Here is a 23,037-nt window from a genome sequence, read left to right on the forward strand (position 1 = left end):
AAACCTTTTTGTCCATTTTTTGACAAAGGCCGCGGTCTAGCGATTTCGATTCCACAACTTCCGGTGTGTCAGACTCTCCTACTTATACGGTTCCTTGACTAACGGTTAATCGAATGGTCAGAGGTGCTACCACGACACTCGTCATCGTATTTCTCATCGTCTTCGCGGGGTGTCTCGGGAGTGGTGACGTGGCGTCAGATACGACGACGCCCACTATGTCACCTACTGCCACACCGACGTCGACTCCGACAGGCGGCAGTGCAAGTGGCGACGTCACCGTCGAAGTCGTCGAAGTCGTCGATGGCGACACAGTGAAAGTCGTCATGCCAGACGGCGCGCGCGAGACGGTCCGATTGCTCGGCGTCGATACGCCCGAAGTGTACGGAGAGAACACCCCCGACGAGTTCGAGGGTGTCCCCGACACCGAGGCGGGCAAGACGTGTCTCCGTGAGGCAGGATACGACGCGAGCGACTTCGCGAAGTCGAGACTCGAAGGGAAGACCGTCGAACTCCGGTACGACGAGAAGGCGGGAGAACGTGGCTACTACGGCCGACTACTCGCGTACGTCGTCGTCGATGGAACCGAGTTCAACTACGACCTTCTCACCGAGGGACACGCGCGGTTCTACGAGAGTTCGTTCGAAGAACGAGAGCGCTACGAGCGAGCAGAACGGGACGCACGCGAGCGCGGTGTCGGTCTCTGGTCGTGTGCGACAGAAGGGTCGGCGGCAGGCGGGTCGGACCCGACGGCCGACGGTCTCTCTGTCTCTGTCGTCGCCGACGCACCGGGCAACGACAACGACAACCTCGACGAGGAGTACGTGACGCTCCACAACGGCGGAGACGACGCAATCGACCTCTCGGGGTGGACCGTCTCCGACGCAGTCGGTGCCACGTACACGTTCTCCGAGGGGACGGAACTCGCGGCCGGTGCGAAACTCACGCTCTACACGGGGTCAGGAACTGACGCTGCCGACGAGGTCTACTGGGGTCGGTCGTCTGCCGTCTGGAACAACGGCGGCGACACGGTGACGGTCCGAAACGCCGCAGGTGACGTGGTTCTGTCGTACACGTACGAGTAGTCGAATCAGTTGGAGACGGTCGACACCACCGGCCGGAGACGGACGGCCCCATCGCTGAAGACGGACGGTAGCCACGAACAAATCGGAACCGACGGCAGGACGCGTGCGACTCCACTTCGCCGTCAGGGGGAGGGGGCTAAAGCGTGTGACCCCCAAACACACTACGGTATCGTCCGTAATTAGTCTCTAGGGCCATCGAGAGGCCAGATTATGGTGGATGCGTGACTGTCTCTAATTCCGTAATATTACCATCACGCATTCACAAAGTTATATGTATAACCAAAGGAAATGTGTGGGCAACATGAGCACACTCGAATCTTCTCCGGTCGAAACCGCCATCGAATCGTGTCGAACCACCGATTTGACTCCCATCGTCCTCGAGGCGTCGAGTCTGGAGTCGACTGCCCCCGAACACCTGCGTGGCCTGAAGGGTGGACTCGCAGACGCAGGCTACCTCCCCGCCGAACTCGTCGCCGAGGCGGATTTCTGCGAAGACGACCCGCTGGCCGTCCAGTCGGAGTCCGACCGGCTCCGCGAGTACGTGCGCGCCGCGTCGTTCCTCGGAGTCGGCCGAATCACCGTCGACGTCGTCGAGTGCTGCCGTCCCGACGACGTCGAATCGACACTCGCGGCCCTCGAAGAGCGCGCCCACCGCGAGGGTGTTGCTTTTGAGGCTCGCGGCCGCATCGACGCCTGATGGCTACCAAAGCCGCGCTGGAGACGCAGTTGGCGGTGGTCGCCGGGTTCGAGAATCCGAAAGTCGGCCTCGAACAGTATCCGACCCCGCCAGACCTCGCCGCGCACATCGTCCACCTCGCAGACCTCAGGGGCGACATCGAGAACAGGACCGTTCTCGACTTCGGAACCGGGACCGGAATGCTCGCGCTCGGTGCTGCACTCCGGTCTCCTGCTCGCGTCGTCGGCGTCGAACTCGACCCAGAGGCGTTGCAGACAGCAACAGCCAACGCCCGGCGCGTCGGTGCCAGTGCACCCATCCACTGGGTCCGGGGCGACGCGACTCGACTTCCACTGTGCCTCGACGACGACTCCCCTGTCACGGTCCTGATGAACCCCCCGTTCGGTGCTCAGCGGGGGAACGAACACGCGGACCGAGCGTTCCTCGAGTCGGTCGCCGACGTCGCAGACGTGTCGTACTCTGTCCACAACGAGGGTAGCAAGGAGTTCGTCGAGGCGTTCGTCGCCGACGAGGGTGGAGAGTTGACCGACGCCTTCAGGGCGACGTTCGACCTCGAACGCCAGTTCGACTTCCACGAGGCCGACAGAAAGGAACTCGACGCGGAAGTATTCAGAATCGAGTGGTGACGATTCGGCGAGAACTCTGCCACAGTCCCACTGCGCCTCGCACGCAGTCGTTATTGATACGTCTCTTCTCTCGCGACACGAACTCTCGTCTTCTCGTACTCCGCAAAGACGAACTCGCCTTCTCGGACGAACTGGACTCCGGCGAGCGTCGTGGACACGTTCTGTGTCGGCATCGGTCCTCTGACGGTCCTGTTGTCCGACGAGACAGCGATGTCGTATCCCGTCTCCGTCGGAACGACCGAGATGTTTCGCCCGGCGACGACCGGTTCGGCACGAACCGGGTCGGTCGTATAGGCGAGCGACGACGTGCCGTTGGATACGAGGAAGACGCGATACGCGGCCGTTCCCGCCCCTGTGACGACGAACCCGTCGCGTACTGCTGTGACCTGTTCTTGCCACCCGAAACCACCGACTCGGACCGTCGACTCGCCAGCGAAGGCTAGTCGCCCAGTCGAGACGGCAGTCGTCCAGATGCCTCGTCGTTCGCTCTTGACGATGACACCCGACGTGTTCGTCGTCGTCGATTCACCGAACAGTTCGATTTCGAACGCGGCGGTGAGGCCGTTCGGCACGTCTTCGGCGTAGGTCACGTCGTAATCTCTGACCGTGACGCTCTCGCCGGGCAGGTCTTCGTCTGCTGCGGTGAACAGATTGTACGGAATCGCCGGTCCGGTCAATGCGGCAGTGACGACGAGCAAGACGGCGACACCGACCTGCCACCGACGAGTCGAGAGTAGTGACCCTGTCGGCGCGCGGTCACGGAGTGGTCTGTCCGACGCGGAGACAGTGAGTGCGACGACGAGTGCGAGCGCGACGACGAGCGCGAATCCGATGGCCTGAAAGAGGACGAACGTGTCGCTCCCTCGGAACCAGTAGACTGCCCACAACGACTCGCTGACGGCAAAGAGGAGGACGCCGGTGAACGACCGAAGCGCACTGGGTCTGTCAGTCTCTCGGTGGTGGACGACCACGACCCCGAGGATGATGCCGACGAGAAGCCCGATAGCGTGGCCCTGAATGGCGATTTGTGCCCACCACGGCGTCGAGAAGACTGGCCGTGCAGTGGCGACCACTTCGGGCGTCTGGAGCGCGTTGTAGAAGAGACTGAGGACGCGTCCGGAGACGAACGCGAGAACCGTCGTCAAGGGGCGCGTAACGAGGGCGAACCCGGCGAACGCGAAGACGACACCAGAGAACCCGATGACCGGCCCGAGGGCGAACAGCGAGGTAAACAGGCCGACGATGAAGACGCCCGCGGGGAAGATAACGAGGGCACGAGCGTACGGGTTCTCCCGGAACGACCCGAACGACGTCGACCCGCGGCGCGTCGGGTAGTGACTCCACGCGTACTCGGCGATTGGGGCCAGCGTCAGGGTTCCGACGAGGTTCCCGACGAGGTGGCCCGAACTCGAGTGGGTGAACGCCGCGGTGGCCATCCCGAGCGGATAGAAGTACGACCACGCTCGAAACGGGATGACGAGTGGGCGATACCACGACGAGAAGCCACCTTGGACGAACAGATAGACGAAGAGGATGCCACCGGCGCTGACGAGCGTTCCGAGTGGAAGCCCGAAGAGAAACCGGCGCCGGAGCGTGGCCAGGACACGCCCCGGTCGGTCGGCGAGAGAGAGCGCCACGAGAGCGACGACGAGGGCGAAAACGACTGCAAGCCGGTGGAACGGAATCCAGCCGGGAATCTCTAGCATTGGCTACCTTTGTCGTGCGAACGGGTGATAAAGAAACCCGTGGAGAACTGCCTGCTGCGTGCTAGCGGGCGGCACCCGGTGTACCGAACCGGAAGGTCACGCTGTCGGACGTGCGAGGAGGGCTCGCGGTCAGATTTTGCCTTCTGCGTCTTCGGCCAGTTCTTCCATCCGCTTGCCGACGCGACCGGCGCTGGAGAACTCGTCTTCACTCATCGCGGTGGCGAGTGCGTTGCCGAGGACGAAGACGGCGTGCTTGTGTTCACTCTTGGATTTGTGGACGTGGGAGGGGTCGACGCCAAGTTCTTCGTAGGGTTCGAAGAGCGAGGAGTCTACGTGTTCTCGAGACGAGAAGTGGTCTTTGATGATAACCATCTGTTCGTGCAGCTCCAGCAGTTCATCCTTGTGCATGAGAGTGCGTTAGGCGCGATGATGTTTTAAGAGTTATTGGGTAATTCTGTCATTCGGTCAGAAGACGTACTCGTCTTCGTGACCCATCATCCCGTCGTCTTCGAACGCACGGTCCTCGTCGGACATGGGGCCGCTCGTCTTGTACGCGCGAATCCCGGTCGAAAGCAAGTCCTCGATTGCCTCGTCGCGGTTGACGAACTCTCCTTTTTCGACGAGCTGGATGATCTGCATCTCGAGGTGTTCTGGGACGGTAATCTCTACTTTTGGCATCTGAACGTCCGACGCTTTGGAAGGGCTGTATATAACTCTACCGGGGCACCAATCGTAAATATCGAACTTCACCTCACGATATGTGAACTTCCGTTTCGGTTCCGGTGTGCGATGTTGTCGAATCCAGTATCGGGGTGGTCCGGAGTCGTTACAGATAGGTACGTCGGGTCGAAGGTTCGACTATGACCAAGGACGTGACGCATCTCTACGAGGAGTTTGGTGGCGACCGCCTCCCGCCGGGACAGCGTGAGACACAACGATTTCCTGTACTCTCGAAGAGCGGCACCCCGTCGTGGGACCCCGAGACGTGGTCGTTCGAGGTATGGGGTGCCGTCGAGAACCAACTCGACCTCTCGTTCGACGAGTTCCGTGACCTGCCGTCTGAGACGCAACGACAGGACTTCCACTGTGTCACCGGGTGGAGCAAGTTCGACTGCGAGTTCGAAGGTGTGACGTTCCCGGCGCTCGCGGAAGAAGCGGGGGTTACCGATGAGGCCGTCCACGTGATGTTCCACGCGTTGGATGGCTACACGACGAACCTCCCGCTCGACGCGTGCATGCGCGACGAAGTGATGTTCGTCTGGGGCTACGATGACGAGGACCTCCCGGCAGACCACGGTGGCCCTCTCCGCGTCGTCACACCGCACAAGTACGCGTACAAAGGTGCGAAGTGGGTCACTGGCGTCGAGTTCCTCACAGAACCCGAACGTGGGTACTGGGAGAAGCGTGGCTACTCGAACACGGCCAACCCGTGGAACGAAGAGCGGTACAGTTAGAGTTAGTTGCCTGAATCACCGCTCTCGCCACGCCCTTCTCGGATGAATGCTGCGCATCGTTCGGGGTGAGCGAGATATGGGATGTGGCCTGCATCGACGGTTTCGAACCGAACGTCTGGAATCAACTCGACACCTCGTCGAACCTCGCCAGGACTGCCCAGTGGGTCGTGGGCACCCCAGACAATCGTCGTTGGTTGGGAGACCGAACGCAACTCCACGTCGTTGAAGCGAACCGACGAGCGCCACCCCCATGCCGAGATGAGTGCGCCGAACTCGCTCCGTCCCGCCAGTGCCGACTTGGGGTCTGCCTCGTGGGCGGCGATAGCCCGAACGAACGCCGGATGCTTCCGAATGACGGCTCCTTCTCCGAATATGGATGCGATGTCGTAGACGCCTGCCTCACCCGACTTCTGGACTCGTCTGATGACGTCGTTGAGTACGGGAACGGACAGCAACCTGAACGGCAGCGGTGGGTGAGTCCCCGGAAATGCTGGGACACCTCCAACGAGGAATAGTCCGCGGACTCTCTCAGGGTGAGAACGCGCGAACAGGAGACTCGCGTGGCCTCCCATAGAGTGGCCGACGAGGTCGGCGCGCTCTACGTCCATCGCGTCGAGGACACCTTCGAGAACGTCGACTAGTGTCCGCCGAACGGTCGATTCTGTGTAGACGAATCCGTCGCTGAGGCCGTACCCAGGCCGGTCGAACGTGAGCATCCGAACGCCATCGAACTCTCCCATCAGCGGGGCGAGAAATGCACCGAACTCGGCCGTCCCGTGGACGAATACCAGTGGGGGGTCTTCACTCGGTGGGCCGATTTCCAACACGTGTATCCGTCCGCGTGGGCTCTCGAGCTCGACGAACTGCGAACGGACGTCGAGTCCAACTGCGTCGAACAGCGCGTCCTGCGCTCGCTCGAACACCGCCACCGTGTCACGCTCGTGTGAGTTGGCCGGTGTCTCCATGTTTCTTTTCGTGTGCGTAGCCATCGTCACTCCCCCGACACCCGACTCAACTCTCCCGACCACGGTGTCGCGTCGGGTAGTCACCACCCATAGTTCATGTCTAAAGTTAACAATTGTCATGGGGTGGTTCTCCGTTTCGACGGCCAGACATGCGGACTGGTGGGCAGAATCGTCACTTTTGGACCGCCGACCGACACCACCACCCGCCGGAACAGAAGGGAGAGTTTCAAGCGTCCCCGGTCCTGAACGTCGTCCGATGGAACCGTTGCGGACAGACGAGGTCGCCACGCACCTCGTCAGTAGGTCGGTCCGACTGCCTTCACCGCCGGTTACAGCGTCCCTCGCGGCGGTACGACGCCCACGAACGCTGTGGACCGCGCCCGACGAACCAACTGTCGTCGGTGGCGGCGCGGCCGTGACTGTCGAGGCTGACGGACCTGGCCGACTTCGAGAGGTCCGCGAATCGGCGTCTGCACTCCTCGAAACTGCGGACGTCGAGGGACCGACCGTCGCCCGTCCGCGATTCTTCGGCGGATTCGCCTTCCACGAGGACGCGACCGGTCGCGGCCCGTGGGCCGACTTTCCGGCGGCACGCTTCGTCGTCCCGGAAGTACAACTCGTCTTCGACGACGACGAAGCATGGGTGACCGTCACCGCGGTTGACACCACCCCCGAAACCGTCGAAGACCGACTCGATGCAGTCCGGGAGATGCTTCAGAATTTCGAGGAAGCCCCACCCGAAGGGCCGCCCGGTGTCTCGAAACGGCACCGAACGACCTCGATAGACGCGTGGCGAGAGAGCGTCGAGACGGCCGTCTCGCGGATTCGCTCCGGTGAGTTACGAAAAGTCGTTCTCGCACAGGCGCTAGAGGTCGAACTCGACCAACCAGCGTCGGTCCCGGACCTGCTCGCTCGACTCGGAGAGACCTATCCCGACTGCCACCGCTTCCTCGTCGAACCCGCGATGGGGGCGAGTTTCCTCGGTGCGACGCCCGAACGACTCGTCTCACTCCGCGGCAGAGAAGTCTCGACTGGCGCACTCGCCGGAACGACCGGTCGGGGCGACACCGACGACGAAGACGAGTGGTTGGCCGAGGAGCTCCTCGCGAGCGAGAAAGACAACCACGAACACGAACTCGTCGCGGAGACGATTCGCGAGCAACTCGACCCACTTTCGGCCGAGATTCGCGTCGGTGACAGAGGCGTCCGGAAACTCGCCACTGTCCAACATCTCTGGACCCCAATCGACGCCACGCTCGAACACGACGAACACGTCCTCTCGCTCGTCGAGGCGTTACATCCGACGCCGGCCGTCGGTGGTCTGCCACCGAAAGCAGCCCTCGACGTCATCCGCGACACCGAACCGTTCGACCGCGGGTGGTACGCCGCCCCAGTCGGGTGGTTCGACGCCGATGGGGACGGTAGCTTTGCGGTCGCCATTCGCTCTGCAACCGTCGAAGGCACGATGGCGACGCTGTTTGCGGGCGTCGGACTCGTCGCCGACTCCGACCCAGACGCCGAGTGGGACGAAGTGCAACTGAAGTACCGTCCTATCCTCGACGAACTCGAACGCGACGACTGACCGACGCGTCTCCCACGAGAACCGCTCACTGAGGATTCCACTATCACGACGACCCGAGACAATACGAGATGACACACCCGAATCGCAACACCCTCTGGGCACGAACCTTCGTCGACGAACTGGCACGTAGCGGCATCAACGCAGTGTGTATCGCACCCGGCAGTCGCTCGACTCCGCTGACCGAGGCGTTCGACCGTCACGACGACGTCGAGACGTTTTCGCACCTCGACGAGCGGTCGATGGCCTACTTCGCCCTCGGTCGTGCCCGGCGGACCGGGAAAGTGACGCCAATCGTCTGCACCTCGGGAACGGCGGCGGCGAACTTCCACCCCGCGGTTATCGAGGCCTCACAGGGGCGCGTACCGATGCTCGTCCTCACCGCCGACCGACCGCCTGAAATCCGTGACAGCGGGGCGAATCAGACGATAGACCAAGAGAAACTCTACGGGAGCGCCGTCCGCTGGTACAAAGATATGCCCGAACCGGAGGCGACAGACCGGAAACTTCGGAGTCTCCGCACGACTGCGGCCCGTGCCGTTTCGGAAGCAACGGGCGTCGACGCCGGTCCAGTCCACCTCAACTTCCCGTTCCGCAAACCGCTCGAACCGACCTACGTCGAAGGCGACGTTCCCGCCGACATCGACCCGGAGGCACGCGACGGCCGCGACGGGAACACACCATACGTTCGAACGACAGACGGTGTCCCCGAACTCCCCGAAGACCACCTGCGCAACCTCGCAGACGAACTCTCTGTCGGCCGTGGACTCATCGTCGCCGGGCCTGCCGACCCACCGGGATTCAACACCGAAGCCATCGCGGCGTTCGCACACGCGACTGGCTTCCCAATCGTCGCCGACCCGCTCTCTGGGCTACGATTCGGGGGACACACCCGAACGACGACCGTCCTCGGGGGCTACGACGGCTATCTCGACGAACGAATCACCGACGACTGGCCAGACCCAGACGTGGTCGTACGCATCGGTGCGTCTCCGACCTCCAAACCACTCCGGAAGTATCTCGCACGAACCGACGCCCGACAGTACGTCGTCGACCCATCGGGTGAGTGGCGAGAAGCGGAGTTCACCGCGACAGACCTCGTCGAGGCCGAACCGTCCGTCCTCGCGTGGCGGCTCTCGCAACTCGTTCGCAACCGGCCGGACGCCGAATGGAACCAGTTGTGGACGGACGCAGAGGACGCACACTGGGACGCCGTCGACGCCGAGACGGACGCGTTCGAGGGGCGACTTGCCGCAGACGTGGCAGACCTCGCACCCGAACCCTCGACGCTCTTCGTCTCGAACTCGATGCCCGTCCGCGAACTCGACCGATTCGGCCGTCCATCGGCGAAGTCTCGCACTGTCCTCGGAAACCGTGGCGCGTCGGGTATCGACGGAATCGTCTCGTCGGCCCTCGGTGCCGGGTCGGCGTCGACCGACCACCTGACGCTCCTGACCGGTGACCTCGCGTACTATCACGACATGAACGGTCTCCTCGCACTCGGCCGACTCGGCGTCGATGCGACCATCGTCCTCGTGAACAACGACGGCGGCGGTATCTTCCACATGCTCCCCATCGAGGAGTACGAACCACCGTTCACGGAGCAGTTCAAGACGCCACACGGCCTCGATTTCTCTGCAACCGAAGGCCTCTACGACCTCTCGTTCAGTTCCGTCGAGATGGACGAGTTCCGCGACGCCTACGCCGACTCAGTCGCCTCCGACGGAACCGACGTCATCGAAGTCCGCACCGACGCGGCGTCCTCGCACCGCGTCCGCGACGAGGTTCGAGAGCGGGTCGTCGACCAGTTGACCGACTGACTTCCCCGACGAGTCACTCGACGGTTCGACGGCGCTCCTCACCGGACTCTCACCCGCAGTTCTCGGTACTCTTCTCAGACTTACTCCGAACTCAGGCCGACGTCCGTGAGCCGACGTACATCGAAAGGCGGTAGAGAAAGACGTCGAAGAGGACGAACACGACGCCGACGACACCTCCAACGAGCGCGGCGATGCCACCGCCAGCGCTGACGATGAAGACGAACGAACCCACCTGTACTCCTGGGAGTGACACCGGTTCGAAGACGAACCGAACGGCGACTTCCACCAACACGACGCCTATCAAGAACCCGGCACCGATGAGTGCCCCAGCGAGTGCGCCACGAACGAGAAGCGACGAGAACTCCCCAATCTGGATTCGCTCGAGACCACCTGGCTCCAGCGCCCACCGGGTCGCAGCGAACGTCAGTGCCCACAGATAGGTGAACACCAGCACGCCTTCGAGTGTACTGAGGCCGCGCAGGAGGCCGGCCAACTCCCCACTCACGTGTACCGCGATGACTCCCAGAACACCGAACACGACGACGTTGAACGTCGCAACCGCCCACATTTCGAGCGTGTTCGTGCTAGCCATGTGCGAGCACCTCTGCGAGCGCGACGATGAGACCTAACCCGACCCAGGTCGCGGTGTAAAACTGACTCAACCTGGCTTCGTCGATGTCGCCAGCGGCACTCTGGCGCGCGGTGAGGACGACGAACGTCCGAACGAACGACCCGACGACGAACACCGCGACGACGGCGAGCTTCACCGTCAGAATCGTTCCCCAGCGAGTCGTCGGACCCGGTGCGCCGAGTTCGCCCGCGTTTCCGACACCGGTGACGAGCATCACCACCATCGCCCCCCAAAACACCCACTCGTAGTGGACCGCGAGTCGAATACTGTCGTAGCCGACACCGGCCGTTCGAAGCGCGTTCCAGACGAAGAGCGCGCCACCCAGGAGGACAGCCATCCCGCCGACGTGGGCGAACCGGACGAGGAGGACCGACAGCGTGGACATGTCACCAGTGCATCGCCAGCAGAGATAGTATACGTTCGGTTGGTCGACGGGGTGTCGGCCGCGCAAGCGAATCTTTTTGCGCCGCCCGCGCCGCCTCTCGGTATGGTCTCGGAGATTTTCGACCCCGACCGTTGGGAACCGGTCGAGGGGTCCGACGAGTTCGACGACATCACCTATCACCGCGCCGTCGACGTCCCGGCGGTCCGCATCGCCTTCGACCGCCCAGAAGTTCGCAACGCCTTCCGTCCGGGGACGGTCGACGAACTCTACGCCGCGCTCGACCACGCCCGAAAACAGGCCGACGTTGGCTGTATTCTCTTGACCGGCAACGGCCCGTCCGAGAAAGACGGTGGCTGGGCGTTCTGTTCCGGCGGCGACCAGTCGGTTCGCGGTGGCTCTGGCTACGAGTACCGCGACGACGACGAAGCGGACGTCTCCGACGACCCACTCGTCCGCGAGGCGAAAGCCGGCCGATTGCACATCCTCGAAGTCCAGCGCCTCATTCGGTTCATGCCCAAACCCGTCGTCGCCGTCGTCCCCGGATGGGCCGTCGGCGGTGGGCACTCGCTCCACGTCGTCTGTGACATGACGCTCGCCTCGGAGGAACACGCGAAGTTCCTCCAGACCGACCCCGACGTGGCCTCGTTCGACGGTGGGTTCGGGTCGGCGTACCTCGCCAAACAGGTCGGCCAGAAGAAGGCTCGCGAGGTGTTCTTCATGGGCAAGACCTACTCCGCCGAGGAAGCGGTGGACATGGGCATGGCGAACGAAGCGATTCCCCACGAGGAGTTAGAAGACGTCGCGCTGGAGTGGGCCGACGAGATGACGAAGAAGTCGCCGACGGCGATGCGGATGCTCAAGTACGCCTTCAACATGACCGACGACGGCATGGTCGGCCAGCAGGTGTTTGCAGGCGAGGCGACGCGACTGGCGTACATGACCGAGGAAGCCCAAGAAGGCCGCGACGCGTTCTTAGAGAAACGCGAACCGGCGTTCAGGGATTACCCCTGGCACTACTAACTCACCTGTTTCGAGCGGCCTCGAACCCCTCCGACAACCTGGAGGCAAAAAGGCCGCCACTCGCTCGTGCTCAAAAATAGAGATTTTTGGCATCACGAGAGAACGCAGTTCTCTCGAACGACTGTGTTCGCGCCGTGCGGGACAGAACCGTAAACCTTCGAGGGGACTCTGAACGTTCTCTGCGTTCGTTCGAGAGCACTCCCTTCTTTCTGTGAGCCCTCGTTTTGGGAGTATGGTCGAGACGATTCAGGGCGACGTTCTGCACGTCATCCCGCCAGACGAACTGGACGAACACGAACTAGCGCCCGAACTCCAAGAGTTAGCCGAGTCGCGCTACGTCCTGGTACTCCGGAAAGGTGGACACCCCTCGATACTGGACCTCGTCTGGGCGTTTATCCGCCGAAGTCCAATCGAGGCTGTAACTGTTGTGAGTGACCAGTCGGCCGAGGAGGACGACGAAGTGACACTGACTGTCGAAGAAACGGATATCACCGGGGTCTACGTCACAGCGGACTCTCGAGGAGACGCATAGAACCACCCACACCGACGATTTCGTGGCCGAGACGGGCGTCGTATTCCGCACTCCTTCGGAGGGTTCTCACTGAGTGATGGGTTCGACAGCGCGGTTCACTCCGACCTGAACGTCTGCACACCCACGAACCGTGGGACCTGCTGTTTGTACCGCCGATACTCCTCACCGAACTCGTCCTGTAACCACGGTTCCTCCGCAAACGGCAGAAGAAGCACCCACGAGACGTGCAGCAGCGCCAGTATCGTCACCAAGAGCGAGTCGACGACGACGGCGAACCCGACGATACCGACTATCATCCCGACGTACTGTGGATTTCGGGAACGGGCGTAGAGACCAGACGTGTGCAAGTCGCCGGCGAGACCCATCGTCTCGTGACGCTCGAAGGAGTTCTCGCTGGTGGTGAAAACCACGACACCGACGACGGCGAGGACACCACCAACGACGAACTTTGTCGGAGCCGGAAGAACCCACGTTCCCCATTCGAAGACCGCTGTCCCGACGAGAGAGACGTTGAACGAGCCAACACAAACCCAGTGGAGGTGGTACTTCCACGTCAACTCTCCTGGTGGCCAGAAACGCCACGACGAACTGAAGATGGTGACGAGAAGCGTCCCGATGATGACCGACGCCGACGCGACGCCGAGCGCGAACGTAGCCGATTCGAGGAGGGCCATATCTGACGTTCAGTTGTCAATTACATAGCTGTTTGCCTCTGGAGGGGACCATCGAACCACGCCGTGGAATGCAAAATTTGACCCTCCCCGGTCCCTGAGTAAAACGCAATGAGTACCCAGGATATCTCTCGCAGGCAGGCGTGGGTGATGGCGTCTCGGCCGCAGACGCTCCCCGCCGCCGCTGCGCCGGTCTTCGTCGGAACCGCACTCGCGGTCCACGAAGGCGTCTTCGCCCCACTTCCGGCACTCGCGGCACTCGTCGGAGCGCTCTTGATTCAGATTGGGACCAACTTCGCGAACGACTACTACGACGCGGTCCAGGGTGCCGACACCGAGGCACGCGAAGGATTCACCCGCGTCACTGCAGGCGGCCTCATCCCGGCGGCGACGGTGAAGCGAGCGATGTATCTCACGTTCGCCATCGCCATCGTCCTCGGAACCTATCTCGTCTACGTCGGCGGCGTCCCCATCCTCGTCATCGGTCTCCTCTCTGTCGCATCGGGCATCGCCTACACGGGCGGGCCGTACCCACTCGGCTACCACGGCCTCGGCGACCTGTTCGTCTTCGTCTTCTTCGGACTTGTCGCCGTCGTCGGGACGTACTACGTGCAAGCGGCGAGCATCCTCGCAGACCCGCTCTCGATGGGTATCCCGCCGGGAACGGTCCCACTCGTTGCAATCCTCGCCAGTCTCCCGATCGCGGCTATCTCGACGAACATCCTCGTCGTGAACAACGTCCGCGACAAGGAAGAAGACGCGACGACTGGCAAGCGGACGCTCGCCGTCAGATTCGGCTACGGGTTCGCTCGTGGTGAGTACGTCGCGATGCTCGTGTTGGCCTACGTCGTTCCGGTCGTCCTGTGGACGCAGTTCGACTTCGAGTGGTTCGTCCTCTTGCCCGTGCTCTCGATGCCGATCGCGGCGCGAATCGCTCGCACCGTCGTGACGGAGACGAAAGGTGAGAAACTCAATCCGGCGTTAGAAGACACCGGGAAGTTGCTCGCCCTCTACGCCGTCCTCTTTTCGGTCGGTCTGGTCTTCGCGTGATGCGCCTCCGCGAGTTCTCCGTCGCGTTACGACGCCCACTCGGGACTGCGAAGGGCGACATCGACCGGCGAGACGGAGTTCTCGTCGCTGTCGAAGTCGATGGTGTGACCGGCCTCGGGGAAGCGACGCCGCTTCCGGGGTGGACCGAGTCGCTCGCGGCGTGCCGCGAGGCCCTCGAAACGGTGACGAACCCGGTAGAGGCACTCGACGACGGGTCACTCGACAACACGCCTGCGGCCAGACACGCCGTCTCCCTCGCAGTTGCCGACGCCCGTGCTCGCAGTGATGACCGGTCGCTCGCAACCTCCCTAGCCACCGAGTCACACACCTCGCTTCCGGTGAACGCGACGCTCGGTGACGCCGACGTCGAAACCACCGTAAACGCCGCAAGAGATGCCGTCTCGGCAGGATTCGACTGTCTAAAAGTGAAGGTCGGCGCACGCGACCCAGAGACGGACGCAACGCGACTCAGTGCGGTCCGCGACGCCGTCGGTCCGTCCGTCTCGATTCGGGCCGACGCGAACGGCGCGTGGGACCGGTGGACTGCCGACCGGTTCCTCGACGCCGTCGCAGCGCTCGACCTCGAATATCTCGAACAACCGCTTCCGGCAACCCAACTCGATGGACACGCCGCGCTTCGTCGTCTGCACGATACGCCGATTGCACTCGACGAGTCGCTCTCTGTCGTCACGCCCAGTCGGGCGATTGCGTCGAACGCGGCGGACGTTCTCGTTTGCAAACCGATGGCACTCGGCGGCCCAGACCGGACGCTCTCGGTCGCGAACCGCGCGCGTTCCGCCGGTGTCGATGTCGTGGTCACGACGACAATCGACGCCGTCGTCGCCCGACTCGGTGCACTCCACGTCGCCGCCGCACTTCCCGGCGAACGTGCGCACGGCCTTGCAACCGCGGCGTTCCTCGACACCGACGTCGCGGCCGACCCAGCACCTGTTCGAGACGGCGTGATGCACGTCCCCTGTGGTCCTGGCCTCGGTATCGACGTCTCTGCACTCTTCCACTGAACTCGAGAGTGGGTCCGACTTCCTCACCGAAAACCGCGTCACTGTCCTCGGTTCAACTCTCCACGGTCCAAACGTTTAACACGGTTCTGCACGTCTGCGAGGAAAATGGCCGAGGTCGAACTCGACTCCGACGCGGTACAACTCGATATCGAAGCAGGTGTGGCGACGGTGACGCTCGACGCACCCGAAGTTCGAAACGCGCTCACGATGGAGGTGACCGCCGGTGTTCGAGAGGCACTTTCGTCGCTCCCAGAGGAGACGCGGTGTGTCGTCTTCCGTGGCAACGACGGCGCGTTCTGCGCCGGCGGCGACGTCAACGCGATGTTGGAGTTACAGGCCGGTGCGTTGTCGCTTCCCGACGCTGTGGACCACGTCGTCCACGACACGGCAGACTGCATCCGTCGCGTCTACGAGTGTGACCTCCCGACGATTGCGGCTATCGATGGCGCGGCGGTCGGTGCAGGCGGCGCACTCGCTATCGCCTGTGACCTCCAACTGCTCCACGAAGAGGCCCACGTCGGCTTCGGATTCCGTCGCGTCGGCCTCGCCGTCGACTCGGGGCTTTCGTATCTGCTCCCACGGCTCGTCGGTCGGAACGTGGCGATGGAACTCGTCTACACTGGCGAACTCCTCGGTCCAGAGCGAGCACTCGAACTGGGTGTCGTGAACCGCGTCGCCACCGACGAGGAGTTCGAAGACGAACTCGATTCGTTGACCGAGCGTATCGCTGGCGGACCGACGAAAGCGCTCACTGCGTCGAAGCGACTCCTCCGTCGTCCCGGCGACTCGATAGAGGCGACCATCGAACACGAGGCGGCGGCCCAGGCGGTCATCTTCGAGACGGACGACCACACAGAAGGCGTCGAATCGTTCATGGAGCGCCGCGAACCGGAGTTCGAAGGGCAGTAGCCGCGGCAGTAGCGGTGTCGATGGAGTCGGCGTCGGTGAGGTCGTATTCGGCCGTCGTCGGTGCATACTTGTCACCCCCCACCGACAGCGGTGTATGGTCACCGTCACCGTCTGGAACGAGTTTCGACACGAGCGAGACAGCGACGACGTCGCTGCAGTCTACCCGGACGGCATCCACACCGTCGTCGCCGACGCCCTCCGAGAGCGCGGCCACGACGTGGGTACTGCGACACTGGACGAACCCGAACACGGGCTCTCCCAGTCAGTTCTCGACGAGACAGACGTCCTCGTCTGGTGGGGTCACAAAGCCCACGACGAGGTCTCCGACGAGGTCGTCGAACGCGTCGTCGAAGCGGTCCACGACGGCATGGGACTGCTCGTCCTCCACTCGGGTCACTACTCCAAGCCGTTCAAGCGGCTGATGGGCACCACGTGCTCACTGAAGTGGCGCGAAGTGGGCGAGAAAGAACGCATCTGGACGGTCGAACCGAGCCATCCCATCACCGACGGCGTTCCAGAGTCGTTCGAGATACCGCACGCCGAGATGTACGGCGAGCGCTTCGACGTCCCCGCACCGGACGAACTCGTCTTCCTCTCGTGGTTCGAAGGCGGCGAAGTGTTCAGAAGTGGGTGTTGCTACACACGCGGAACGGGTCGCATCTTCTACTTCCGACCGGGCCACGAGACCTACCCCATCTACGAGCAAGCCGAGATTCAGACCGTCCTCGACAACGCCGTCGAGTGGGCCGCACCCGGCGACGGACCGGACCCGTACTTCGGCAACGCCGCACCACTCGAAGACCTCGACTGACCGAGTTTCCGCAGCGTCGTTCTGCCGACGGTGACTGTCTCCAGCACCTGAAAAGCGATTATTCTCCTGTGTGACTAATTCACAGAGGCAGACACCGACTACCTGCAGGTAGGGAGTCGTGGTCGCGGTGGTAGTATGAAAGGTATCCAAGGAAAAACCGCCCTCGTCACGGGTGGTGCATCAGGTATCGGTCGCGCAACAGCACTCCGTTTCGGAGAAGAGGGTGCAAACGTAGTCGTCTCAGACGTTCAGGTAGACGCTGGCAATCAGGTCGTCAGTGAGATAGAGAACGACGGTGGCGAAGCCGTGTTCATCCAGGCAGACGTCTCGAAGGAGTCCGACGTCGCACGACTCGTCGACGAGACGGTGAACACGTACGGTGGCCTCGACTTCGCGCACAACAACGCAGGTATCGAAGGGGAAGTCGGGTCCATCGCGGAGATGGACCTCGAAGACTTCCAGCGAGTCATCGACATCAACCTCACTGGCGTGTTCCTCAGCATGAAATACGAGATTCCGCGCCTCTTGGACCGCGGTGGTGGCGCAATCGTCAACACGGCCTCTGTCGCGGGCATGACTGGTGCCCCGAATCTCTCGCACTACTACGCGGCGAAACACGGCGTCATCGGTCTCACTCGGTCTGCCGCCCTCGAGGTGGCAACCGACAATATTCGGGTCAACGCCGTGCTCCCCGGTGTCATCGAGACGCCGATGGTAGAGCGCTTCACCGCGGGTAACGAGGAAGCCAAAGCGGCACTGCTGAAGGACGAACCTATCGGCCGTCTCGGGAAACCCGAAGAGATAGCGAGTGCCGTCGTCTACCTCTGTTCCGACGACGCCTCGTTCGTCACCGGCCACCCGATGGTCGTCGACGGTGGGTACGTCGTTCCGTAGCCCGTTCTCTCACCATTTTCACCGGCTGGTCTGCCGACTCAGATAAATAGCCTCAGCACTGAGGTGTTCACATGGCACAATCGACGAGTGGACAACGGCGACTCATGTTCGCCCTGTTTGCGGTTGCGACGCTCATCTTCCTCCTCGGAATCGTGGTCATCGGCTTCCTCTCCGGCACCATTTGAAGAGAGAGCTGTCGGCTCAGCGCGTCGCGTCTTCTGGTCGGAAGGTCTTGCCTTCTTTTCCGTCTGCGGTCATCCGGCGGAGTGTCGCGGCGGCGTTGCTCGCGTCGTAGCCGAACAACACGTCCGTGGCGTACTCGTCGGCGACTTCGATAGCGTGGACGAGGTTGTCTACGTCGACGTCGACGGCGTACAGTTCGATAGAGAAATCCACATCGTACGGGTCGAGCAGCGAGACGAACCCTCTCGCGATGGTCTCGAGCCAGTAGGTCGTTCCGTAGTCGAGGTCGTAGAGGGGGACGACGAACTCGTCGACGTAGTCGGAGAGCGCCTCGACGTCGAGCCCGGCGCGTCGGTGGAGATGGCCGGGATAGGGGTCGGGGTAGAGGGTGAGATAGAGCCGGCCGGGGATTCGGTCTGCCGCGTCGGCGACGAAGTCGGTGATGACCTCTGTGCGCCACTCGAACCACGCCTCGTCGTCTTCTGGGTCTCTCTCGTGTTCGTCTGCCCACTCGCCGAACAGTCGCGTACAGCGGTCACAGTGGCAGTATTCGTCGCGGGGGAATCCCACGTCGTCGAGTCGGACGTCGCCGTTCGCGGCGGCGGCGTCCTCGACGATTTCGAGGAGGCCAGCGCGGTACTTCTCGTTGGTCGGGCAGATGTACGCCCAGTCGAAGTACGTCCGGTCGCGCGTGGCGAGGTTGCCGTCGGCGTCGACGGGGACGAGTTCGGGACTCTCGTTCGCGGCGGCGTTGTCGCCGAAACAGGATATCATGTTGACGGCGTTCGAGAGCGGTTCGGCCGCCCGGCCGGTTACGTCTTTGACTTCGTAGAATCCGCGGTCGAATTCGGGCCAGTCGATTTCGTCTTCGTTGCGCGTGACGACCCCGTACATGTCTCCCCGTTCGGGTGGCCGTCGGGTAAGTCGTTCGCTCCTGTCGCTGGCCGGCGAGACGACACTCGTCAGTCGGCGTGGAGCGTGACGCAAAGAATCGGGAACCGGGTGGCGACGGCGGTTACTCTTCGATTTCGACTTCGACCGACTCTCCGTCACCGGAGAAGACGGTGTACAGGAGTGCAACGACTGCCAGAACGAGTACGAGTTTCGCTTTCTTGGACATACTACTGTGTACGACTGCGGCCCACTAAGTGATTACGACATGAACTGTTGGCGCAGTGGAACGTCGTCCGAAACGGGTGTCCAGCAGACACCGACAGAGGAGAGTTAGCTGACGTCGAGGTTGGCTGCGACTTCGTCTTCGCGGACGATGGTGTCGCAGTAATCACACCGGACACCGTCGGAGAGGACGGTGAATCGAGCTTTGATGGGTTCGTCGGCGTTCGAGATACAGTTCGTGTTCGGACACGAGATGATTCCGGAGACGGTCTCCGGGCGGACGACGCGACTCTTCTCGACGACTTCGTAATCGCGGACGATGTTGATGCTCGCCGCCGGCGCGATGAGCGAGAGGACGTCCACTTCGGACTGGCTCAGTTCGCGTCCTTCGACCTTGACGATGTCTTTGCGGCCGAGACGGTCCGATGGGACGTTCATCCCGACAGAGACCGTCTCTCCCCTCGTGCCGTCGATGCCGAGGAGGGCGAGGACGTTGAGTGCCTGCCCGCCGGCGACGTGGTCGATGACGGTACCGTTTTGAATCTTCGAGACGCGGAGTTCGTGGTTCTCTGTCATCGGTCTTGTGAGAGGAGGATGTCCAACAGTGCCATTCGGACGGGAATGCCGTTGTGTGCCTGTTCGAAGTACTTCGCGTGGTCCGTCTCGTCGATGTCGGACGAGATTTCGTCGACGCGTGGAAGCGGGTGCATGATGGTGAGGTCGTCGGACGCCGCTTCGAGCGTCTCCATGTCGATTTGGTACTCCCCGGCCACCTTTCGGTACTCGTTCTCGTCCGGGAAGCGCTCGCGCTGGATGCGCGTCACGTAGAGGACGTCGAGTTGGGGGAGAACCTCGTCCAGTTCGGTGTGTTCTTTGACTTGCGACCCCGACGCGTGGAGGTCGTATCGGACGTTTCGTGGCAAGCGGAGGCTTTCGGGGCTGACGAAGTGCTGACGCGCGTCGAAGTTCGTGAGCGCTTCGGCCAGCGAGTGGACGGTTCTGCCGTACTTCAGGTCGCCCATGATACCGATGGTGAGGTCGTCGAGGCCGGCGTTCTCCCGGATGGTGTAGAGGTCGAGGAGGGTCTGACTCGGGTGCTGACCCGCGCCGTCGCCCGCGTTGATGAGCGGCACGTCGACGAACTCGGACGCCATCTGAGCGGCACCCTCGCTCGGGTGGCGAAGGACGAGGCTATCGGCGTAGCCTTCGACCACACGCACGGTGTCGGCGAGCGTCTCACCTTTCTTGACCGACGACGACTCGACCGGTCCCATATCGACCGTCTGGCCGCCGAGGCGTTTCATCGCGGTGTCGAAGCTCATCCGTGTTCGTGTGCTCGGTTCGAAGAAACAGAGCCCAAGAACTTTCCCGGCGTGTCGTTGCCGGAACGCCGCCGGATTCGCATCGATTTCAGCCGCGTGGTCGAGCACCGCCTCGATATCCTCCCGCGAGAGGTCTGCCGCGGAGATGAGGTGGTCCTGACGCATCGATGAAGTGAGAGACCCACACCGACTTGAATCTCCCGGCATCGGTCGGCGTGTGTGATATACACTCCTGTGTACAGTATTCTCGACCGAGGCAAAAAGTTTCGAGCGTCACGAGGCGCGACAGGACGCTCAGACGGTTACGTGGCCGAGTTCAGGGCCAGTTACCGCTCTGGTCGTAGGCGTTGACGACGCGCTGGATGGCGACGACGTAGGCGGCGGTGCGGAAGTTCGGCAGGTCGTGTTTCTCGTAGGCGTCGACGAGGGTGTCGAAGGCGTTGACGATGACGCGTTCGAGTTCGTCGTTGACGCGCTCTTCGGTCCAGTAGAAGCGCTGGCGGTTCTGGACCCACTCGAAGTACGAGACGGTGACACCGCCGGCGTTGGCGAGGATGTCGGGGAAGACGTGGACACCGCGCTCGGTGAGTACGTCGTCGGCACGGGGTGTGAGCGGACCGTTAGCCGCCTCTGCGATGATGTCGGCCTGCACGTCCTTCGCGAGGTCACCGTCGATGGCGTTTTCGAGTGCTGCGGGGACGAGCAGGTCTACGTCGAGCGTGAGCAGTTCGTCGTTCGTCAGGGACTCGGTGCCCTCGTATCCCGACACAGACCCAGTCTCGTTCTTGAACGCCTTGACGTCGCGGGCGTCGAGGCCGTCGGAGTTGTAGATACCACCGGAGGAGTCGGAGACAGCGACGATGTTGGCACCGAGGTCCTCGATGAGTTTGGCGGCGACAGAACCAGCGTTCCCGTAGCCCTGTACGGCGACGGTCGCGCCTTCGATGTCGCGGTCGAGGTATTTGAACGCCTCACGGGCGGTGAGCATCGTCGAGCGACCCGTCGCTTCGACGCGGCCCTCGCTGCCACCGTTGTCCAGCGCCTTGCCCGTGATGACGCCGGGGGCCGTGGTGTTTTCGAGGGTCTCGTAGGTGTCTTTGATCCAGTTCATCTCGCGCTGCCCGGTGTTCACGTCGGGCGCGGGGATGTCGCGGTCGACGCCGATGAACGGACGAAGTTCCTTGGCGAACGACCGGGAGACGCGTTCGAGTTCGCCCTCGCTGTAGTTCTTGGGGTCGATGACGATTCCACCCTTGCCGCCGCCGTACGGGATGTCGACGACAGCGCATTTGTAGACCATCCACCCCGAAAGCGCCTTCACTTCGTCGCGTGTGACGCCTGGGTGATAGCGAATTCCGCCTTTGTACGGCCCTCGGTCACCGTTGAACTGGGACCGGTAGGCTCGGAAGAGTTCGATACTGCCGTCGTCCATCTCGACGGACAGGTTGGTTTCGAGGACTCGTTCGGGATTTTTCAGACGTTCGATGACGTCGTCGCGCACGTCGAGGTATGCTGCCGCGTCGTCGATTTGTTCCTGTAAACTCTCGAATGGATTCGCCTCTTGTGCCATGCCTTAATACCAACGTGGCATCCGTTTAAGCGTAGCGGAATTTTTACCATACTATAATGATGGTATGCATACCCTGTGGTATAAGGTTCCAATGTATACAACGTTCGTTATTTAGTTCTTTGAACTGTGTGGTGGATGTTAAAATTAGTACGACTCGTCTGCTCGGTCGAGGATGTTCTCGGCTTGCTTGACGAGCGGAGCGTCTATCATCTCACCGTCCACGCCGAAGACGCCTCGGCCCTCAGCGTCTGCTTCGTCTCGGGCCCGAAGCACCTTCTTCGCCCACGCAACGTCTTCGGGGTCAGGAGAGAACGCATCGTTGATGATCGGAACCTGTGTCGGGTGGATAGCTAGCTTTCCGTCGTATCCGAGTTGGCGGCTGAACCGGGCGTCGTCGCGCAGGCCGTCGTCGTCGCGGTAGTCCACGTGGAGCGTGTCTATCGCGTCGATACCTGCTGCCGCGGCCGCGACGACGACTCGCTCGCGGGCGTAGAGTACCTCTGTCCCCTCGTCCGTCCGTGTCGCACCCACGTCGGCCGCGAAGTCTTCCGCACCGAAGATGAGTGCCGTCGTCGCGTCGGCCGCAGCAACCTCCGGCGCGGCGAGGACGCCGGCGGCGTTCTCGACGATGGCGATGATTGGACAGTCGGCACCGACCGCACGCGCGGCGTCTGCGACGCGGGTCACGTCGTCGGCACTCGTCGCCTTGGGAACCACGAGTGCGTCGGGTGGATGGTCGACACAAATCGCCTCCACGTCGTCGAGACCCGCGTCACCCGGATTCACGCGAACCGCGACTTCTGCGTCGGGGTCGTAATCAGGGTCTGAGAGCACCTCGACGACGGCCTCTCGTGCCTCTGTCTTTCGCTCCGGAGCGACTGCGTCTTCGAGGTCGAAGACGAGCACGTCGGCACCGGCAGCGGGGGCTTTTCGCATCAACGAGGGTCTATCACCGGGTGAGAACAGGACGCTCCGTCGTGGCATACCTGCGT

The 23,037-nt window shown here is 62.4% G+C and carries 25 protein-coding genes; 13 read left to right on the plus strand and 12 right to left on the minus strand.

The genetic code is table 11. The features are described 5' to 3' along the window. Positions 1-113: 113 nt before the first annotated feature. From GJR99_RS01750 to GJR99_RS01760, 3 genes are all read left to right on the plus strand, one after another. Entirely contained in the window at positions 114-1,082 is a 969-nt protein-coding gene (locus GJR99_RS01750) for a lamin tail domain-containing protein (RefSeq protein WP_151108958.1), read from the plus strand. Between the two features lie 301 nt (positions 1,083-1,383). Beyond that, positions 1,384-1,779 carry a hypothetical protein gene (locus GJR99_RS01755; RefSeq protein ID WP_151108959.1) on the plus strand — a complete coding sequence of 132 codons (396 nt, stop codon included), beginning with the start codon at positions 1,384-1,386 and terminating at the stop codon, positions 1,777-1,779. Further along, positions 1,779-2,405, plus strand: coding sequence for an METTL5 family protein (locus tag GJR99_RS01760; protein ID WP_151108960.1), 627 nt, complete (start codon positions 1,779-1,781; stop codon positions 2,403-2,405). Before GJR99_RS01755 ends, GJR99_RS01760 begins: the two co-directional genes overlap by 1 nt. A 50-nt stretch (positions 2,406-2,455) precedes the next feature. Here GJR99_RS01760 and GJR99_RS01765 read toward each other — a convergent pair whose 3' ends face one another. The 3 genes from GJR99_RS01765 to GJR99_RS01775 form a co-directional block, all read right to left on the minus strand. After that, positions 2,456-4,111, minus strand: coding sequence for a rhomboid family intramembrane serine protease (locus GJR99_RS01765; RefSeq protein WP_151108961.1), 1,656 nt, complete (start codon positions 4,109-4,111; stop codon positions 2,456-2,458). Between the two features lie 129 nt (positions 4,112-4,240). Continuing rightward, positions 4,241-4,519 carry a UPF0058 family protein gene (locus tag GJR99_RS01770; protein WP_151108962.1) on the minus strand — a complete coding sequence of 93 codons (279 nt, stop codon included), beginning with the start codon at positions 4,517-4,519 and terminating at the stop codon, positions 4,241-4,243. Positions 4,520-4,576: 57 nt separating this feature from the next. After that, a complete protein-coding gene (locus GJR99_RS01775) occupies positions 4,577-4,789 on the minus strand; it encodes a ribbon-helix-helix domain-containing protein (protein ID WP_058570520.1) in 213 nt (70 codons plus the stop codon). A gap of 182 nt (positions 4,790-4,971) precedes the next feature. Between GJR99_RS01775 and GJR99_RS01780 the strand changes: the two genes are divergently transcribed. Next, entirely contained in the window at positions 4,972-5,565 is a 594-nt protein-coding gene (locus tag GJR99_RS01780) for a sulfite oxidase-like oxidoreductase (protein WP_151108963.1), read from the plus strand. Between the two features lie 2 nt (positions 5,566-5,567). Here the strand turns inward: GJR99_RS01780 and GJR99_RS01785 are convergent, their stop codons facing one another. Then, positions 5,568-6,554 carry an alpha/beta fold hydrolase gene (locus GJR99_RS01785; RefSeq protein WP_191967053.1) on the minus strand — a complete coding sequence of 329 codons (987 nt, stop codon included), beginning with the start codon at positions 6,552-6,554 and terminating at the stop codon, positions 5,568-5,570. A 232-nt stretch (positions 6,555-6,786) separates the two neighbouring features. Between GJR99_RS01785 and GJR99_RS01790 the strand changes: the two genes are divergently transcribed. Both GJR99_RS01790 and menD read left to right on the plus strand, forming a co-directional pair. Then, positions 6,787-8,112 (plus strand): isochorismate synthase, encoded by a 1,326-nt coding sequence (locus tag GJR99_RS01790; RefSeq protein ID WP_151108965.1) that lies wholly within the window; start codon positions 6,787-6,789, stop codon positions 8,110-8,112. Positions 8,113-8,180: 68 nt separating this feature from the next. Further along, positions 8,181-9,929, plus strand: coding sequence for a 2-succinyl-5-enolpyruvyl-6-hydroxy-3-cyclohexene-1-carboxylic-acid synthase (gene menD, locus GJR99_RS01795; protein ID WP_151108966.1), 1,749 nt, complete (start codon positions 8,181-8,183; stop codon positions 9,927-9,929). Positions 9,930-10,020: 91 nt separating this feature from the next. On the opposite strand, the gene GJR99_RS01800 is transcribed toward menD, so the two are convergent. After that, positions 10,021-10,521, minus strand: coding sequence for a hypothetical protein (locus GJR99_RS01800; RefSeq protein ID WP_151108967.1), 501 nt, complete (start codon positions 10,519-10,521; stop codon positions 10,021-10,023). Beyond that, positions 10,514-10,945, minus strand: coding sequence for a CopD family protein (locus GJR99_RS01805; protein WP_151108968.1), 432 nt, complete (start codon positions 10,943-10,945; stop codon positions 10,514-10,516). The genes GJR99_RS01800 and GJR99_RS01805 overlap by 8 nt, the downstream gene beginning before the upstream one ends. 102 nt (positions 10,946-11,047) lie before the next feature. Between GJR99_RS01805 and GJR99_RS01810 the strand changes: the two genes are divergently transcribed. Together GJR99_RS01810 and GJR99_RS01815 are read left to right on the plus strand one after the other, a co-directional pair. Then, positions 11,048-11,965 carry a 1,4-dihydroxy-2-naphthoyl-CoA synthase gene (locus tag GJR99_RS01810; RefSeq protein WP_151108969.1) on the plus strand — a complete coding sequence of 306 codons (918 nt, stop codon included), beginning with the start codon at positions 11,048-11,050 and terminating at the stop codon, positions 11,963-11,965. A gap of 232 nt (positions 11,966-12,197) precedes the next feature. Beyond that, positions 12,198-12,497, plus strand: a complete 300-nt coding sequence (locus tag GJR99_RS01815; protein WP_151108970.1) for a DUF7526 family protein — start codon at positions 12,198-12,200, stop codon at positions 12,495-12,497. 95 nt (positions 12,498-12,592) lie between these two features. Here GJR99_RS01815 and GJR99_RS01820 read toward each other — a convergent pair whose 3' ends face one another. After that, entirely contained in the window at positions 12,593-13,171 is a 579-nt protein-coding gene (locus GJR99_RS01820) for a methyltransferase family protein (protein ID WP_151108971.1), read from the minus strand. A gap of 147 nt (positions 13,172-13,318) precedes the next feature. On the opposite strand from GJR99_RS01820, the gene GJR99_RS01825 reads away from it, so the two are divergent. From GJR99_RS01825 to GJR99_RS01845, 5 genes are all read left to right on the plus strand, one after another. Further along, positions 13,319-14,218 carry a 1,4-dihydroxy-2-naphthoate polyprenyltransferase gene (locus GJR99_RS01825; RefSeq protein WP_343182294.1) on the plus strand — a complete coding sequence of 300 codons (900 nt, stop codon included), beginning with the start codon at positions 13,319-13,321 and terminating at the stop codon, positions 14,216-14,218. Then, on the plus strand, positions 14,218-15,240 hold the full coding sequence (locus GJR99_RS01830; RefSeq protein ID WP_151108973.1) for a mandelate racemase/muconate lactonizing enzyme family protein: 1,023 nt from the start codon (positions 14,218-14,220) through the stop codon (positions 15,238-15,240). The genes GJR99_RS01825 and GJR99_RS01830 overlap by 1 nt, the downstream gene beginning before the upstream one ends. A gap of 105 nt (positions 15,241-15,345) precedes the next feature. Continuing rightward, the gene (locus tag GJR99_RS01835; protein ID WP_151108974.1) at positions 15,346-16,149 is read left to right on the plus strand and encodes an enoyl-CoA hydratase/isomerase family protein; all 804 of its coding nucleotides are present in this window, start codon (positions 15,346-15,348) and stop codon (positions 16,147-16,149) included. Positions 16,150-16,243: 94 nt separating this feature from the next. Continuing rightward, positions 16,244-16,960: a ThuA domain-containing protein gene (locus tag GJR99_RS01840; protein ID WP_151108975.1), complete on the plus strand. Its 717-nt coding sequence runs from the start codon at positions 16,244-16,246 to the stop codon at positions 16,958-16,960. 135 nt (positions 16,961-17,095) lie between these two features. Further along, positions 17,096-17,854, plus strand: coding sequence for an SDR family oxidoreductase (locus GJR99_RS01845; protein WP_151108976.1), 759 nt, complete (start codon positions 17,096-17,098; stop codon positions 17,852-17,854). A gap of 201 nt (positions 17,855-18,055) precedes the next feature. On the opposite strand, the gene GJR99_RS01850 is transcribed toward GJR99_RS01845, so the two are convergent. The 5 genes from GJR99_RS01850 to GJR99_RS01870 all read right to left on the minus strand — a co-directional run bounded on the left by GJR99_RS01850 (position 18,056) and on the right by GJR99_RS01870 (position 23,029). Next, a complete protein-coding gene (locus tag GJR99_RS01850; RefSeq protein WP_151108977.1) occupies positions 18,056-18,931 on the minus strand; it encodes an alpha-amylase family protein in 876 nt (291 codons plus the stop codon). Between the two features lie 330 nt (positions 18,932-19,261). Continuing rightward, on the minus strand, positions 19,262-19,729 hold the full coding sequence (gene pyrI / locus GJR99_RS01855) for an aspartate carbamoyltransferase regulatory subunit (protein WP_151108978.1): 468 nt from the start codon (positions 19,727-19,729) through the stop codon (positions 19,262-19,264). Further along, on the minus strand, positions 19,726-20,640 hold the full coding sequence (gene pyrB, locus GJR99_RS01860) for an aspartate carbamoyltransferase (protein WP_151108979.1): 915 nt from the start codon (positions 20,638-20,640) through the stop codon (positions 19,726-19,728). Before pyrB ends, pyrI begins: the two co-directional genes overlap by 4 nt. 151 nt (positions 20,641-20,791) lie before the next feature. Next, the gene (locus GJR99_RS01865) at positions 20,792-22,045 is read right to left on the minus strand and encodes a Glu/Leu/Phe/Val family dehydrogenase (protein ID WP_151108980.1); all 1,254 of its coding nucleotides are present in this window, start codon (positions 22,043-22,045) and stop codon (positions 20,792-20,794) included. 144 nt (positions 22,046-22,189) lie between these two features. Further along, positions 22,190-23,029 (minus strand): HpcH/HpaI aldolase/citrate lyase family protein, encoded by an 840-nt coding sequence (locus GJR99_RS01870; RefSeq protein WP_151108981.1) that lies wholly within the window; start codon positions 23,027-23,029, stop codon positions 22,190-22,192. Positions 23,030-23,037 lie beyond the last annotated feature (8 nt).

The sequence above is a fragment of the Haloferax marinum genome, assembly GCF_009674625.1.
Classification (GTDB): domain Archaea; phylum Halobacteriota; class Halobacteria; order Halobacteriales; family Haloferacaceae; genus Haloferax; species Haloferax marinum.

Excerpts from the sequence above, each read along its gene's own strand:
- GJR99_RS01780 (WP_151108963.1), top strand. The coding sequence starts at position 4,972 with ATGACCAAGGACGTGACGCATCTCTACGAGGAGTTTGGTGGCGACCGC.
- GJR99_RS01750 (WP_151108958.1), top strand. The coding sequence starts at position 114 with ATGGTCAGAGGTGCTACCACGACACTCGTCATCGTATTTCTCATCGTC.
- menD (WP_151108966.1), top strand. The coding sequence starts at position 8,181 with ATGACACACCCGAATCGCAACACCCTCTGGGCACGAACCTTCGTCGAC.
- GJR99_RS01840 (WP_151108975.1), top strand. The coding sequence starts at position 16,244 with ATGGTCACCGTCACCGTCTGGAACGAGTTTCGACACGAGCGAGACAGC.
- GJR99_RS01810 (WP_151108969.1), top strand. The coding sequence starts at position 11,048 with ATGGTCTCGGAGATTTTCGACCCCGACCGTTGGGAACCGGTCGAGGGG.
- GJR99_RS01870 (WP_151108981.1), bottom strand. The coding sequence starts at position 23,029 with ATGCCACGACGGAGCGTCCTGTTCTCACCCGGTGATAGACCCTCGTTG.
- GJR99_RS01765 (WP_151108961.1), bottom strand. The coding sequence starts at position 4,111 with ATGCTAGAGATTCCCGGCTGGATTCCGTTCCACCGGCTTGCAGTCGTT.
- pyrB (WP_151108979.1), bottom strand. The coding sequence starts at position 20,640 with ATGCGTCAGGACCACCTCATCTCCGCGGCAGACCTCTCGCGGGAGGAT.
- GJR99_RS01820 (WP_151108971.1), bottom strand. The coding sequence starts at position 13,171 with ATGGCCCTCCTCGAATCGGCTACGTTCGCGCTCGGCGTCGCGTCGGCG.
- GJR99_RS01825 (WP_343182294.1), top strand. The coding sequence starts at position 13,319 with ATGGCGTCTCGGCCGCAGACGCTCCCCGCCGCCGCTGCGCCGGTCTTC.
- GJR99_RS01815 (WP_151108970.1), top strand. The coding sequence starts at position 12,198 with ATGGTCGAGACGATTCAGGGCGACGTTCTGCACGTCATCCCGCCAGAC.
- GJR99_RS01850 (WP_151108977.1), bottom strand. The coding sequence starts at position 18,931 with ATGTACGGGGTCGTCACGCGCAACGAAGACGAAATCGACTGGCCCGAA.
- GJR99_RS01775 (WP_058570520.1), bottom strand. The coding sequence starts at position 4,789 with ATGCCAAAAGTAGAGATTACCGTCCCAGAACACCTCGAGATGCAGATC.
- GJR99_RS01770 (WP_151108962.1), bottom strand. The coding sequence starts at position 4,519 with ATGCACAAGGATGAACTGCTGGAGCTGCACGAACAGATGGTTATCATC.
- GJR99_RS01755 (WP_151108959.1), top strand. The coding sequence starts at position 1,384 with ATGAGCACACTCGAATCTTCTCCGGTCGAAACCGCCATCGAATCGTGT.
- GJR99_RS01785 (WP_191967053.1), bottom strand. The coding sequence starts at position 6,554 with ATGGCTACGCACACGAAAAGAAACATGGAGACACCGGCCAACTCACAC.
- GJR99_RS01800 (WP_151108967.1), bottom strand. The coding sequence starts at position 10,521 with ATGGCTAGCACGAACACGCTCGAAATGTGGGCGGTTGCGACGTTCAAC.
- GJR99_RS01760 (WP_151108960.1), top strand. The coding sequence starts at position 1,779 with ATGGCTACCAAAGCCGCGCTGGAGACGCAGTTGGCGGTGGTCGCCGGG.
- GJR99_RS01845 (WP_151108976.1), top strand. The coding sequence starts at position 17,096 with ATGAAAGGTATCCAAGGAAAAACCGCCCTCGTCACGGGTGGTGCATCA.
- GJR99_RS01865 (WP_151108980.1), bottom strand. The coding sequence starts at position 22,045 with ATGGCACAAGAGGCGAATCCATTCGAGAGTTTACAGGAACAAATCGAC.
- pyrI (WP_151108978.1), bottom strand. The coding sequence starts at position 19,729 with ATGACAGAGAACCACGAACTCCGCGTCTCGAAGATTCAAAACGGTACC.
- GJR99_RS01830 (WP_151108973.1), top strand. The coding sequence starts at position 14,218 with ATGCGCCTCCGCGAGTTCTCCGTCGCGTTACGACGCCCACTCGGGACT.
- GJR99_RS01835 (WP_151108974.1), top strand. The coding sequence starts at position 15,346 with ATGGCCGAGGTCGAACTCGACTCCGACGCGGTACAACTCGATATCGAA.
- GJR99_RS01805 (WP_151108968.1), bottom strand. The coding sequence starts at position 10,945 with ATGTCCACGCTGTCGGTCCTCCTCGTCCGGTTCGCCCACGTCGGCGGG.
- GJR99_RS01790 (WP_151108965.1), top strand. The coding sequence starts at position 6,787 with ATGGAACCGTTGCGGACAGACGAGGTCGCCACGCACCTCGTCAGTAGG.